The sequence below is a fragment of the Pseudomonas sp. DCA-1 genome (genome assembly GCF_046523955.1).
GTDB lineage: Bacteria > Pseudomonadota > Gammaproteobacteria > Pseudomonadales > Pseudomonadaceae > Aquipseudomonas > Aquipseudomonas putida_Y.
On the sequence record NZ_CP169881.1, the window covers coordinates 2,763,762 to 2,777,417 of the forward strand.

Sequence of the window (13,656 nt, forward strand, 5' to 3'; positions counted from 1 at the left end):
AGATTCAAGCCCCTCTGATGCCCAGGCCTTCGCGAGCCTGGCCATGCAGGCCGGATGCTTCTGGCAATGCCGTGACCTTGATCGCTCGCACCGGTACGGCGAACCTTGCGCCGATTTTCGAAAACCGCTCCAGCAGCCTGAAGTTGATCGCCTGCTGAATGTCCATGTACAGGTTGTAGCCTGGGTCCTGGACGATGTAGACACACTCGAACTCCAGCGCCTCTTTGCCGAAGCCGCGCAGGTGAGCGCGATCGAAACGCGCCTGCTCCTGGGCCTTGATGGCGTCTTCTACGATGCCTGGCGCTTTCTTCACAGCCTCGGTTGGCGTGTCGTAGGAAAGCCCGAACTCGAACACGATGCGACGCTCTTGCAAGCGCTTGTAATTCTGGATCGTGCTGCTGATCATGCTGGCGTTGGCCATGACGATCTGTTCGCCACCAAGGCTGCGGATGCGTGTGGTTTTGAGGCCGACGTGCTCAACGGTGCCCGCCAGGGGCCCAATGACGATGAAGTCACCGATCTCGAACGGCTTGTCCACGGCGATCGACAACGAAGCGAACAGGTCGCCGAGGATATTCTGCACAGCCAGCGCCACCGCGATGCCGCCCACGCCAAGGCTGGCGACGAAGGCGGTGATGTTCACCCCCAGGTTCGACAGCATCGCCAGCACCACCACAGACCACAGCAGTACCCGCGCGCCCCAGGCCGAAAGGGTAGCCAGCGCGCTGCCCTGGTTCAGGCCGTCGGTACGGTGGCGGGCGAAGTAGCGGCTCAGGCCCAGGCCGATGGCGCGGTTGGCCCACAGGCCAATCTGCAGGGCCGCGACCACGAACCACAGGCTGCTGACCCTGCTCAGCCAGCGCTCGGGCAGGTCGAGCATGCTCAATCCCACCAGCAATGAGGCCAGCAACAACAGAAAGTTGCTGGTGCCGGAAAGCACCTTGGCCATTACCTGGCTCAATGGGCCTTCGTGTTCGGACCACCGCCGTATCCGGCGTATCAGGAAACTGATTGCGGCACGGGCGACCATGAAGGTCACGATGGCGACTGTCAGCGCCACCAGCAGATTGAGAATGGAGATGCCAAATACGGTGGTGTCGCTGAAAAACGCGATGATGCGGTCGTTCATGAGTACCTCGCCTCTGGGTTGATTTGCCAAGGTGCTTTCTTGGGACGTCAAAGAGGCGCTACAGGTCGATCGGATTTCACCGCGCGGGGCAGGCGGAGTCAGTCTCGGTACATTTTTTCAATAACCGCAACAGTTTGTTCAGCATTGGCACGACTTGCGGGGTTCGATTGCCAACGCACGCTTGCCGCAACGGCTGCAGGCCCATGCCAACCTGCACCTGTTCGACGATGCCGTGCGCACGCTGCGCCCAGCGCCGGGTGAGACTGCGGCCCAGGACCCTGCATAGCAACTCCCTGGATAGGCTAGTGCTGCTTGCGCAATGCTTCCTGCTCCGGTTCGGCGACCGTGACCCGGTTACGGCCCGATACCTTGGAAAGGTACATGGCGCTGTCTGCGCTGCTGAGCAAGGCGCTGAGCTCAGTGGCAGGGGCCTTCGCGAACGCTAAACCTATGCTTGCGGTGACCGGGTGTTGCTCATTTACACGCAGTTTGGCTATCAGGGCCCGCAGGCGCTCGGCAACCTCGATGGCCGTGGCTAACGGTGTATTGGGCAGCAGGATGGCGAACTCCTCGCCGCCCAGCCTGCCGGCAATGTCGTTGTCACGCAGGCTGGCACTGATCACTGCACCGATGCGCTGCAGCACCTGGTCGCCTGCGGCATGCCCGAACGTGTCGTTGATCTGTTTGAAATGGTCGACGTCCAGCATCAACACGGCCATGAATGCACCTGCGTCCTTGCACCGGGCGTGTTGCGTCGACGCGTTGTCGAAAAAAGCACGTCGGTTGTTCAGGCCAGTCAGTTCGTCCGTGCACGAGGCCACCATGGCCAGCCGATGCGCGCGTTGCATTTCGTGTTTCAGGCGCCAGGCCGTCGTCAATGCAGAGGACAGGCTTTGCGTCGCGCTGACCACGAACCAGGCGAATACCAATACCGCCAAGGCTATCCCTTGTTGCAGCGTGGAAGGTTGCAGCAGTAGCCAGCCCGTAGAAGGCAGCAAGACCAGGCCCATCGACACCAGGGTCATGTTGCGGTAAGAGGAGTAGCACGACACCGCGCTGACAGACATCCCGACGGCAAACAGCATGATCAGCGTCTGCCCCAGCGCGTCGTCGGCGGGCATTACGGCAAATGCGCCCCAACCCCAGATAGCCGCCGAAAGCATCAGCGTGACCCAGTAACGCCACTCCCAGCGTTCGGCCGTACGCAGGTTGGCCGGTGCTCGCAGATAGGCCAAGAACATGGCGGCACGCACGCCGGTCGACAGGCCCAATAACGTCATCCAGACGATGACCCTTTGCTGGTCGAAACGCTCCCAGCCCAACCAGCACAGCATTATGGCGGCCAGGAAGCTGCCAAGCACCGCAGGCGCCGACTGGACGAACAGCTGTTCGAGCCGATCCGTCCGTACGGAGCGCGCTATTTCATCGCGGGGATCAAGGTTTGTCATGGCTGGTGACGCCACTCGTGACCGGTAGCGGATACCGGTACTTTGACGGCGCCCTGGAAAAGCCTCCTGGCGTTCACATGTGATGCCCTTCGCCATGTTTGATTGCTGGATTCAGAAAGCGTTGCGGTAGGTAGTGGCAGTGCAGAACTGGCTATCACCACGGCTACGGCACCTGCGACGTTTTCCGCATTTCATGTCGTTGCGCGGATCCCTTCCTTGGCCGAAGGCCAGGTTTCCCTCGCAAGTTCCGTATCACGAACATAGCCTGTTTTCCGGCAATTCGAAAGCCAATCGATCGCGACGGCCAACAAGTGGTCGAGCAAGCCAAGGCAGCTTAGGGCGTTGCCCGAACCACTGGCGCCGACCAACGTGCAGGCTTTCAAAAATCGAACGTCACGCCGGCATACAGTGCACGACCGTCACCCGGGGAGTGGAGGGAGGCATCCGCACCATCCGGGTCGTACCACACGTACTCGTAGTAGCGGTTGGTGAGGTTCTTAAATTGCAGGTCGACACTCATCGTTTCGTTGACCTTGTAGGTCGCGCCAAGATTCGTGAGCACGTAACCGCCATACCGGCCCTGGGTATTCTCGCGTTCCAGGTAGTAGTTGGTCTGGCCATTGATCCAGGCCGTCAATTGCAGGGCAGGGGTGGCCTGGTAGCTGATGCCGGTGTTCCACAGATGGTGTGGCACGTGATCGATTTCCTGGCCCTTGCTGCCTGGTAACGCGCTGCTGGGCTCAAGGATCTTGGAGTACTGCCAGGAGTAGGACATCCACACCTCGGTGCGTTCGTCCGGGTGCAGGTTGACCTGCAGGTCGTAGCCCCAGCGGCGTGTTTCGCCGACGTTGTCCGACTCGCCGCTGGGGTCGTTCAGGCGACGGCTCACTTCGCCAGAGGCGTCCTGACGCCAATAGGCCACGCGGCCATCGACCCAGCTGGCCGGGGTGAACTTGATGCCAGTTTCCCAGCCTTCGTTGATAGAAGGGTCCAGGTCCTCGTTGCGCGGCGGCACCTTGTAGGCTGCGGCGCCCGTCCCGACCTGGAAGGTGCGGCCCCAGTTGGCGTAAACGCTGGCGAACTTCCACGGCGAATAGACAATGCTGAGCTTGGGCTGCTTGATCAGCCCGTAGTCGTTGATGTCGGAGTCCTGCCCGGTCATCTTGTTGGTGAAGTCACCACTGATTTTGTCCACCCGGTAGGCCGGCACGATCTTCAGCGACTCGAACGGCTCGATCTCCGCCTGCACATAGGCACCGACCGTGTTGAAGTCGAAGTCCTGGTCGCGTGTCTGCGCCTGGCGTACACGCTCCACGGTGCGGTAGCGTTCGCTGCGGTTCTGTTGCTTCTGCACATCGCTGCCACCTTCCAGCGCAAAGGCGTGCAGCCAGTCCACCTGTGGCCGCCAGGTCAGCGAGGTGATGGCACCGTACTGGTCCTCGTAGGTATCGCGCTCCTGCTGTGAACTGGTGCGCCAGTACTGCGTCCAGCGACGGTCGTCATAGGTGTTGAGGTAGGTCTTGGCTGACCAGGACAGCGTTTCGGCCAGGTCGGTGTCGAAGTGCACGCTGACCTGGTTCATTCGCCGCGTGCCTTTGTCCGTGGCGTTGTAGTCATTGCTCATGCGCGGATGATGGCGGGCGTCATCCTCGGTCAGGTAGCCGGCCTCCTGGGCTTCGGACTCGTAGTGGCGGGCGATCAGGCCAAGGCGGTAGCTGCCATCGTCAGGGGTATAGAACCACTTGCCGCCGAAACTGTAGCGTTCGGTGTCGGCATGGTCGCGGTAGCCGTCGACCTGCTGGCGGGCGAAGAAGTAGTTCTGCGTCCAGTTGCTGGTCTCGATGCCCTTGGCCAGTTGCACCTCGCGGGTGTTGAAGCTGCCGTAGCGCAGGCGCGCCTTGTTGTAGTTGCCGCCGGTGCGGGTGTTGATGTTGACGTTACCGGCGATGTTGTTCAGGCCATAGCGCGGGTCGCTGGTGCCGCGCACCACTTCGATGCTGTCGATGTCCATGGGGAACACCGAGTCGATGAAGGGCATGTTGCCGTCATTGGTATTGCTGGGAATACCATCGATCAACAGTTTCACGGCGTTGACCTCGCCTTCGCCATTGAAGCCGCGGAACGAAAGCTTGCCGGAGGTGGTGCCTTGGTTGAACTCGGTGAGCATCACCCCCGGTGCCCGGCGGAACAGCTCCCAGCTGTAGGCAACCGGCATCTCCTCGAGGATGTCACCGCCCAGAATATCCACCGAACTGAGCACGCTGGTCGTCGCCAAGGGGCCGCTATTGGTGCCGGTCACATTGACCGCGCCGAGGGTGAGTACCGAGTTTTCGGCAGGCAGTGTTTCAGCGATGGCAAGTGACAGCGGGTTGAGGCCGAACAAGGCGAGCACGGGCAGTACGGCGCATGCGGTACAACGGAACGCAGGCATGTGTGGTTTCCTGGCAAAAACGGTCGGGCAAGGTCAGGCGTCGTGCAGCGCACGCCATGACCACAAGACAGCAGCGACGGTTCAGGCCAGGGGTGAGGCGCGGGGGTTCAGCCGAGGCCACTGTTCTCGTGGCAGCGGCAAGGCATGACGGTCTCCCAGTAGAAGGTCGGCCGGCCAGTAGCGGGGGAACAGATGGCGGTAGTAATCACCGCCTGCCAAGGCATGGCCGGCATGGCCACAACAGCAGTCACCACTCTGGTGCTTGGGTTCAGGGGAATGGTCGAGTTGCGACAGGTCTGCCTTGAGCTGGGTCAACACTGACTTGGGCAGGCTCTGGGCACCGTGAATGCTGCAGAAACTGCCGAGAATCAACGACTGGCTGTCGAGGCGAGGTGATTGCAAGGCACGATCGAGCGGCATCGCCAGCAGGTTGAACAGCAGGGCGAAGCAGGCGAACAGACAAAGATGTGCGCGAGCACGTGAAAGCATGAGTCACCCGAACGAATATGGCGCGCATTAAGCCGCATCCGTTGCCGGCTGTACAAGTTCCGTGGTGCGCCATTTTGTCGCGGGCGTACCACGCTGAGGGCTCAACGACTGCGCATGCAGGCGGCCATCATGAACGTTCGGCTCAGGTTTTTTGTTGGAATGCAGCGTCCAAGAGAGTGGTTATCCCTTCCGGTCTTTTACTCTTGGCAGGGTTCTCATCGGGCCAAACAAAAGCCGGGGCGTATTACCGTCCCGGCTTTTGTTTTTCAGAGAACAGCGACAATCGCTTAGGCCGCAGCCAAACACGAAAGGCGCCCGGTCGGTGTCATCAGTAGCGCCACAGCACAGCGACTTCCAGGCTGCGCGGCTCACCCAGGTAGTACTGGGTGTTGGTCTGATGGATGAAGCGGGCATACACCTCGTCGGTGAGGTTGCGCAGCCGCGCGCTGACTTGCACGTGCTTGTCCAGGTCGTGGGTCATGGACAGCCCGTAGACGGTGTAGGACGGTACCCATGCGGTGTTGGCGGTGTTGGCGTACACCGATGAGACATAGCGGGCATCGGCCCCGACCTGCCAGCCAGGCGCCAGGTCGTAGGTCAACCAGAGGTTGGCCACGCGCTCGGGGATGTTGACCGGGTTCTTGCCCTTGCGCGAGTACACCACGCCGCCGATGGTCTCGTTGAATTCATCGTACTCGGCATTTACCCAACTGAAGTTGCCTGCCGCCAGCAGCTTGGGCGTGACCTTGAACGAGGCTGCCAGCTCGATGCCGGTGGAGGTCTGCTGGCCCGCTTGCTCGGTGGTGTTGGGCACGGTCGAGGAGGGCACGGAGATATCCTTGCGCACGATGCGATACGCCGCTGCCGTGGCCGAGCCGCGCCCATCGAGGAAGTCCAACTTGCTGCCTACCTCGACCTGACGGCCGGTGCTCAGGTCGAAGTCGCCGACCTGGCTGATCGAGGCGCTGGTCAGGGTACCGCCTGGTGGTTCGGCCGAGGTGCTGTATTGGGTGTACAGGCTGACGTTGGAGGTCAGGTCATAGACCAGGCCCAGGCGACCGGTGATGGCGTCCCAGCGTCGGTCGAGCCTGGTTCGCGCCACATGGTCGACCACGTCGAAGTCGATATGGTCGTAGCGCAGTGCGGTGATCAATGACAGCTGATCGGTCAGGCGGGTACGGTTCTCGACGAAGGCCGAGGTGGTGTCGGTGGTGGTGGTTCTGCCCTTGGTCATGGGCGCGTCCATACCGGGGATATCGAGGAAGTGCCCGGGTTCGAAGCCGTTCGGGTCAACCGTGTCGAACGCCCCCTTGGACAGCGGGTAGTTGGTTTGCTGGTTGGTGTTGTAGTCCATGCCGAACGCCCAGTCGCTGGCAAGGCCGAACAACTGGCCCTGATGGGTCAGTTCGAGCTTGTCGCCGTTGACCTCCTGGTCGTGCCGCTGGCGATAGCCGCCCGAGCGAGCGATGGCGCTGTTGTCGGCGGTGTAGCGATACACCTCAAGATTGCGGTAATCGCGCTGGCCGTTGTAGTGGTAGAAGGTGTTACGCAGTTGGGTGTTGTCATCGAAGCGATAGTCGGTGATCGAGCGCAGCCACCGGGTGCGCTGCTCGTAGCGACCGTCTTCGACGTTGTAGTTGTTGAAACGGTTGTGCTTGTCGATGTGCAAGGTACCGACCAGTGGCTGCAATACCGGTGTACCCCAGTAGGGGCTGTCCTCTTGCTCTTCCAGGTATTCGATGGCCAGCGTGTGCGAGAGCTGATCGTTGATGTCGCTAAGCAGCGAGAAAGCCAGATTGCCGGCCCCATTCTCCTGCCGATCGATATAGCCGTTGGTGCTGGTGCGGCTGTAGTCGAGGCGCGCATAGTGGCGCGGGCCGTCGCCCGTGTTCAGCGCCTTGTTGAAGGCGACCGACGTTTCCATGGTGTCGTAGCGTGCATAACTGACGCGCCCTTCGAAGGTGTCTTCGTCACGGCTTGCCAGCCGGGTGATGAAATTGAGGCTGCCACCGACAGCGCCGCTGCCGTTGAGGAATGAGGATGGCCCGCCGAGCAATTCGACGCGGTCGTAGATCCAGGCGCCCACCGGGCGCGCCGCGCCGCCATACTGCAAATTGATGCCATTGAACAACTGGCTGATCTGGGCACCGTTGAACCCTCGGTACGACACATACCCCCCCCAGCCGGGCGGAGCCGAGGCGTTAACCCCGGGCAGTGCATTGGCGGCGTCCTGGAAGTTACGTGCGCCAATGCGCTCCATGGTCTTGCGGTCGGCAACGCTGACGGAAGCGGGGTTCTCCCTGGCGCTGAGGTTCAGCCGCGAGCCGCTTTCGATGGGGCGATCAAGGTCAAGGCGGGTTGCCTCCGTGGGTTGATTGGCTGTGGCCGTGACATTGCTGGCCGGCAGGGTCAGGGTGTCATCCTGCGCCCAGGCACAGGTTGCGCTGCCAACGAGCAGCGCCAAAGTGGTCATGCGGAACATGCAAGGCTTCCTGGCTGAAATCGGTGAGCACACGTCCGCTGCCGATCAGGCGGCACGGGGACGTGGCGATGTCAGAACGCGAGAAGCGAAGCAGGAGAGGCGCGGGGGTTGACCAGTGGCCAACGCTGCTTGGGCAGGCGTGGTGGAGGTTGGTTGGGTAAGGGGCTGCCCGGCTCGCCGGCGAGCAAGGTCAGCAGGCCAAAAAATACGGCCAGCAGCGTGGCGCTGAACAGGCTGGCGATCACGCAGTCACCGCCGGCAGGCAGGGCCGAATCGCTTAAGTCTTGCTCACCTTGGTACATGCCGCTGCTGTCAGCCGTGCACCAAGCAGCATCATCCATGCCAGCCAGGCGCAACCCGGCCATTTGCCCATGGCCCATGGCGCACAACAACGAGCCGAACAGGATGCTGAAATACAGCACCCAGGCGACCTGTGATCGTGTGTGGTGGGCCAGCTTCATGACGGGACTCGGCGTGACAACGGAATGATCAGGTTTGGAGTTGGCGACGGATTCTACATCTTCTGAGGTATCTGAACAGGGGGACTTTTCAAGCGCGAATATTCAATCGGGTACAGGCGCACGAGACTTAGTGGACACCTATGAGTTCGGCAGCAAGCGCGCGGAGTTCGTCCTTGTCCTGTTGAAGCACAAGCCCACTGCCCGCGTGTGCAAGCAATCGCGCGGCATGCCGGCTGCAGGCGGGCCGAAATGCATGGGGGTTGATGTGCGCCAGGCTGACAAGGGCTTTGATCAAGCGCAGATTGACCTCGTGCAAAGCTGCGCCGTCCCGGCTGATCGGTGCAAAGAAATCGTCAAACAGGTCATCCGCCACCAGTGCACGCACATAGACCTGCGCGCATTCGTTATCCGTACTCTGCGCCACGGGATGCAGTTTCCCCCAACACGTCAAGCACCGAATGCCGCGCCCAATGATGTCGATGGCTGTACCGGGATCATTTACCGCAGGGGACAGCGCTCGCGAGGCAATCTCGGACAACACCGAAAGCCCGAAGCGCGGGTCATGCTCGAACGTTCTCCTGAGGCCGATGCTCAAGGCAGCGAAAATATCGATGTCCAGCGCGCCATTGTCATTGAGCGGCTCACCGTTCACGGCCAAGGCCCGCGCAACCACCATACCCTCATGGACAAAGGTGCCAGGCAGGACTTCGAGATAAATTCGAATCTTGGTGTCCGTCGCAATCCTGTTTAGCGTAAGGACATCGATGTGCTGTACATAGCCTGTCTGGCCGCTTTTCACTTCATGGGCTGCCCCAGCAAGCTTGAGGTCAGGCGGGTAGGCTGCACCGCCCAGATAGGGGTGTTCAACACGCTGCTCGATGGCTTTGATCACAGCTTTTTCGACACGGTCGATCGTCTCGCCCACGCGCCCTAGTTTGGAGAGGTGATCAATCCAGCGCAGCAAGGTGTAAATGATCAGGACCACAACCGCAATCGTCACGGTGAAAAGCACTACACGACCTTGTGTACCGTAGGCTCCGGTGCTCAGTGCAATGATACCGACGAGGCTGAAGAGAAAGGACCCGATGAAGGTCGCCAGAGCGTTCTGGGTCGTGGCGTCCTCCATGACCAACGAAGTGGCGCGCGGCGTTACACCACTGCTGGCGGCACTGTAGGCCGAGACCATTGTACTCAGCGAAAACGTTGTGACGGCCAGCATGCTCGAGGCGATGATACCCAATATCTTGTCAACCGCATCTGCACCGATACGGGCAGGCAAGGTGACGGGGACCGCATCCTTGAGCACCACGGCCACCAACGCCGTAACCACCCCCAGCAGGGAGAAAAGCGTTGCCCTGAACCAGAGACGCTTGGCAATTCTCGTAGCCAACCAACGCCAGCGAGCTATCATGAAGTCCTCCTTTTTGCCGAGAGTGTAGGCCCTTAGGGGAAGTTGCAGTTATTCATAAGCTGTTCCTTCAAAACCTCCACAGCTTTAGGCCTTCTGGGGGTGGACTTGTAAAGCAGGACGACCTGGCGCATGTAGCTGTCAGCCTCCGACACGGGTGTTGCATGCACGTCGTCAGTCTTCAATCCCGCCCAGTACGGGACAACAGAAGCCCCCATGCCTTTTGCGACCATGATGTGGATTGCATCTAGCGCATCCAGATTACACAGCACATCGGGCTGCAGGTCATTGTCATTCAGGTATTGCTGTGCAATCTGCCCACCCCAGGCATTTGAGTCATATCGAATCAGGTTTCGCCCAAGAATCGTCGAGCGGACGTCGCTTTTGTCAATGGGGTCTTTGGTCAAAAGCATCAGGGGTTCTTCTCGAAGCACCTGCATACGCAAGGTTTTGGGGACGGTGAAGGGCGGACATACCATGATTCCCGCATCAAGCTCTCCGGAAGCCACGTGTTCGTAAAGACTGCGCGAGTCCCCCGGGGTGATGCGTAGCCTCAATTGCGGAGCAATGGTTGATAGCTGGTTCATGGCCTCCGGCAATATGCCTGTTAACGCGGTGGAAATCGCGCCAATCTTGAGATACCCGGACAGGCTGCTGGTGTCCAGATCTTCCTTTAGCTCTGCTGCCCCCTGGATTAGATCTCGAATCTTCGGCAGCAACGACAGGCATTTCTCGGTCGGTTCGACAGCGTGTGCGCTTCGGATCAGGAGTTCGCACGCCAGTGACTTCTCGAGTGCTTGTATACGTTGGCTGACTGCAGGTGCTGTCAGGTTTTCCCGTCGAGCAGCTGCGGCAATCGAGCCAGTTTCTATTACCGCAATCAGGCTTTCGAGAAATCGAGTGTCCAAAACATTTCCTTTCGCTGAGAGATGGAAAAATGCGCTTTAGCACTTGCGCGAGGCTACGCTAACCTCCCCAAAAGTTCTATCAGAAACCAAAGAGGGCAGTTATGAAATCGTTATTTCATGTTTCATACCATGTTACAGATCTCGAAGCATCGCGTAACTTCTACGGTAACATTCTCGGCTGCAAAGAAGGCCGTGCGAGTGAAACTTATGTGGATTACGATTTCTTCGGTCACCAGATTTCGCTTCACAAAGGTGTGCCTTTTCCCACTACCCGTACCGGCAAAGTCGGCGATCATGAAGTGCTGATGCCGCATATCGGCTTGGTGCTGCATCTGGATGACTGGTTCGCGATGGCAGACCGCCTGGCGTTTCATGGTGTGCAGTTCGACATACCGCCGGTTGTACGATTCCCTGGCCAACCTGGGGAGCAGCGAACGATGTTTTTCCTGGACCCCAGTGGCAACCCGATCGAGATCAAAGGGTTCAAGGACTTTGAAGGTGTTTTTGCCACCTGATTGGCAAAAACGTCCGGGACGCTCCCCCGCTTTGTCTGCATGAAGTAAGAGGCGTGTATCGGTAAGTGGCCACTCAATAAAAATAACAGGTTCCAACGATGTGTTTGGCATTTTTGCCGGCCAATGTACAGTCCAAATTATAATAACTGGAGGACGTATGGCGAAGACTAGTCTAGTGACTAGAATTATTGCAGGTCTTGTGCTCGGGGTTGTAGTGGGGGCACTTCTCAATTTCTTTCCCGAGTACAAAGCTTGGATAACCAGCAACCTTTTGCAACCCGTCGGCGATATTTTCATCAAAATGATGAAGATGATTGTCGTACCCCTCGTGTTCGCGTGCATGGTCGGCGCGATCGCAGGCAATGGTGATAACAAGGCGATAGGGCGGGTAGGGGTGAAAGCCCTGTTCTACTTCTTCGTCGTGACCAGCATCGCAATTGTTTGTGGCCTGCTGGTTGGCAATCTTGCGCAGCCGGGCGTAGGTGCCAACTTGACCACCCTTGCAAACACCCAAACGCTCTCGCTTCCCTCTGCCTCGGAGAGCACAGGGTTTGGTCAAGTCATCCTCAATATCATCCCGGACAATATCGTCGGTGCAATGGCGCAAGGAAAGCTGCTGCCTGTCCTGTTCTTCTCGGTCATGTTCGGCTTTGGGCTAAGTGCTCTGGACAAAGAGAAGAAAATGCCGCTGATCGCGGTAGTCAATGCCATTTCCGCGACGATGTTCAAAGTGACGCATATCGTGATGCATTACTCACCCATCGGGATTTTTGGCCTGATCGGCGTGACGGTCGCCAACTTCGGGCTTTCCGCATTGCTGCCTCTGGCAAAACTGATTGCCGTCACCTACATCGCGGTCATTCTGTTCGGCGTGGTCGTGCTGGGCGGCATCGCGAAGGTTGCAGGGATCAACATCTTCGACCTGATCAAGGCGATCAAGGATGAGTTGATCCTGGCGTTCAGTACTGCCGCCTCGGCGACTGTCATGCCCCAGTTGATTGAAAAGGTCGAGGCCTACGGTGCGCCGCGTTCGATTGCTACGTTGGTTATCCCTACGGGTTATTCCTTCAATCTGGATGGCGCATCGCTTTTCGTGGGCATCGGCACGCTGTTCATCGCGCAGCTCTATGAAATTCCCCTGAGCCTGGCTGACCAGGCGATGCTGATCATCATCATGGTGCTGACCTCCAAGGGCGCAGCCGGCGTTCCGGGGGCCATGTTCGTGATCTTGACCGCTACGCTGACCAGTGCCGGTCTGCCTGTGGAAGGTATTGCGTTCATCGCCGGAGTCTATCGCTTGATGGACATGCCGATCACGGCGCTGAATGTCTTGGGCAACGCACTGGCGCCTCTGGTTGTGGCGAAGTGGGAGAACCAATACCGGATGCCTGCTGCCCCGATGGTAGCTGCCGAGGAGCGTTCGCAGGCAACGACGATTGCTGCGAGCGCTTTCGTCGAAACCGTCGACAAACCGGCTTAGCCAGGGGCCTGCGGAGTAGACCAGGCCGAGGCGTCGTGCGGATGCAGGCTTTCCAGGTGGCGGACGTGCACCTGGGTGTCGCGATAAGCGCTAAGGCATACCTGTATGCGCCGCGCAGCGTCCTCGACGAACATCAGGTTCTGCCCGTTGAGCGCTGCGAAAGCCTGTTCGTCAGCCCGTTTCACGGCGGTCTGAACCGGCGTGCGCAAAGCGCCTTCGACTTGGTCGATCAAGGCCAGCAACCCGAGATCCGGAGCATCGGCAGGCACCGCGACGCGCACCCGAGCTTCGCTACGTTGGCTGTGAGGCGTCGCCAGCGACGCGTTGCTGCGCAGCCACTGCGCGACGGCGCCGGCTTCAAGCAGTGGCTGGTCCTTGAAGGTTCGCAGGAAGCTGTCTTCAATCAACTGCCGGGAGAGAGCGGCCGAGCATGGGCAGGTCGAGGAGTAGCCGATCCTGACCTCAATATTCAGGTTCAGCGCCCCGCCGACCTTCGTCGCGAGCACGTGAACCGGGTACGACTTCCATCCAGAGAGACCCTCGGTCACCAGTGCAGGGCGGCGAACCAGCAAGTCGAAATCCAGGCGCAACCTGGCATTGCGGCTTTCGCAATCCTGATGGCTGTCGATCATCTCCTGCAACAGCGCAAAGAGGCTTGCCGGCGACACCGCCGCAGCCTGCCCCCATGCGTCCAGCAGGCGATACAGCCTGGACATGTGAATGCCTTTGACGTGCGGTGCCGGCAGGTCGACCTGAACATCCGCCCGGGCGTGCAGTTCACGCTGGTAGGTCGCTTCCTGGATCCTTACCGGCAGGTCGATACCCTGCATGCCGACCCATTGCAGCGGGCTGAGGCTGGGGGCCAGGTCGGTGACGGAAACGTCGGGTAGTGCTGAGCTCATCAT

At 59.6% G+C, this 13,656-nt stretch carries 12 protein-coding genes; 3 read left to right on the forward strand and 9 right to left on the reverse strand.

Features of this window, described 5'->3' with window-relative positions:
- Positions 1-4: 4 nt before the first annotated feature.
- Positions 5-1,129 (reverse strand): mechanosensitive ion channel family protein, encoded by a 1,125-nt coding sequence (locus tag ACE4QZ_RS12905; protein ID WP_021784636.1) that lies wholly within the window; start codon positions 1,127-1,129, stop codon positions 5-7.
- A 154-nt stretch (positions 1,130-1,283) separates the two neighbouring features.
- On the opposite strand from ACE4QZ_RS12905, the gene ACE4QZ_RS12910 reads away from it, so the two are divergent.
- On the forward strand, positions 1,284-1,415 hold the full coding sequence (locus tag ACE4QZ_RS12910) for a hypothetical protein (protein WP_021784637.1): 132 nt from the start codon (positions 1,284-1,286) through the stop codon (positions 1,413-1,415).
- A gap of 16 nt (positions 1,416-1,431) precedes the next feature.
- Here the strand turns inward: ACE4QZ_RS12910 and ACE4QZ_RS12915 are convergent, their stop codons facing one another.
- The 7 genes from ACE4QZ_RS12915 to ACE4QZ_RS12945 form a co-directional block, all read right to left on the reverse strand.
- Positions 1,432-2,490 (reverse strand): sensor domain-containing diguanylate cyclase, encoded by a 1,059-nt coding sequence (locus ACE4QZ_RS12915; protein WP_028697422.1) that lies wholly within the window; start codon positions 2,488-2,490, stop codon positions 1,432-1,434.
- A gap of 466 nt (positions 2,491-2,956) precedes the next feature.
- Positions 2,957-5,008 carry a TonB-dependent receptor gene (locus ACE4QZ_RS12920; protein WP_021784639.1) on the reverse strand — a complete coding sequence of 684 codons (2,052 nt, stop codon included), beginning with the start codon at positions 5,006-5,008 and terminating at the stop codon, positions 2,957-2,959.
- An 81-nt stretch (positions 5,009-5,089) separates the two neighbouring features.
- The gene (locus ACE4QZ_RS12925) at positions 5,090-5,497 is read right to left on the reverse strand and encodes a DUF2946 family protein (RefSeq protein WP_021784640.1); all 408 of its coding nucleotides are present in this window, start codon (positions 5,495-5,497) and stop codon (positions 5,090-5,092) included.
- 328 nt (positions 5,498-5,825) lie between these two features.
- Positions 5,826-7,979 carry a TonB-dependent receptor gene (locus tag ACE4QZ_RS12930; protein ID WP_021784641.1) on the reverse strand — a complete coding sequence of 718 codons (2,154 nt, stop codon included), beginning with the start codon at positions 7,977-7,979 and terminating at the stop codon, positions 5,826-5,828.
- 71 nt (positions 7,980-8,050) lie between these two features.
- A complete protein-coding gene (locus ACE4QZ_RS12935) occupies positions 8,051-8,440 on the reverse strand; it encodes a DUF2946 family protein (RefSeq protein WP_021784642.1) in 390 nt (129 codons plus the stop codon).
- 127 nt (positions 8,441-8,567) lie between these two features.
- A complete protein-coding gene (locus ACE4QZ_RS12940) occupies positions 8,568-9,851 on the reverse strand; it encodes a DUF2254 domain-containing protein (RefSeq protein ID WP_021784643.1) in 1,284 nt (427 codons plus the stop codon).
- Positions 9,852-9,883: 32 nt separating this feature from the next.
- On the reverse strand, positions 9,884-10,756 hold the full coding sequence (locus ACE4QZ_RS12945; protein WP_021784644.1) for a LysR family transcriptional regulator: 873 nt from the start codon (positions 10,754-10,756) through the stop codon (positions 9,884-9,886).
- 101 nt (positions 10,757-10,857) lie between these two features.
- Between ACE4QZ_RS12945 and ACE4QZ_RS12950 the strand changes: the two genes are divergently transcribed.
- A complete protein-coding gene (locus ACE4QZ_RS12950) occupies positions 10,858-11,271 on the forward strand; it encodes a VOC family protein (RefSeq protein ID WP_021784645.1) in 414 nt (137 codons plus the stop codon).
- Between the two features lie 157 nt (positions 11,272-11,428).
- On the forward strand, positions 11,429-12,751 hold the full coding sequence (locus ACE4QZ_RS12955; protein ID WP_021784646.1) for a cation:dicarboxylate symporter family transporter: 1,323 nt from the start codon (positions 11,429-11,431) through the stop codon (positions 12,749-12,751).
- On the opposite strand, the gene folE2 is transcribed toward ACE4QZ_RS12955, so the two are convergent.
- Positions 12,748-13,653 carry a GTP cyclohydrolase FolE2 gene (gene folE2, locus ACE4QZ_RS12960; protein ID WP_021784647.1) on the reverse strand — a complete coding sequence of 302 codons (906 nt, stop codon included), beginning with the start codon at positions 13,651-13,653 and terminating at the stop codon, positions 12,748-12,750. The two genes, ACE4QZ_RS12955 and folE2, sit on opposite strands and share 4 nt — an antisense overlap.
- Positions 13,654-13,656: the final 3 nt, after the last annotated feature.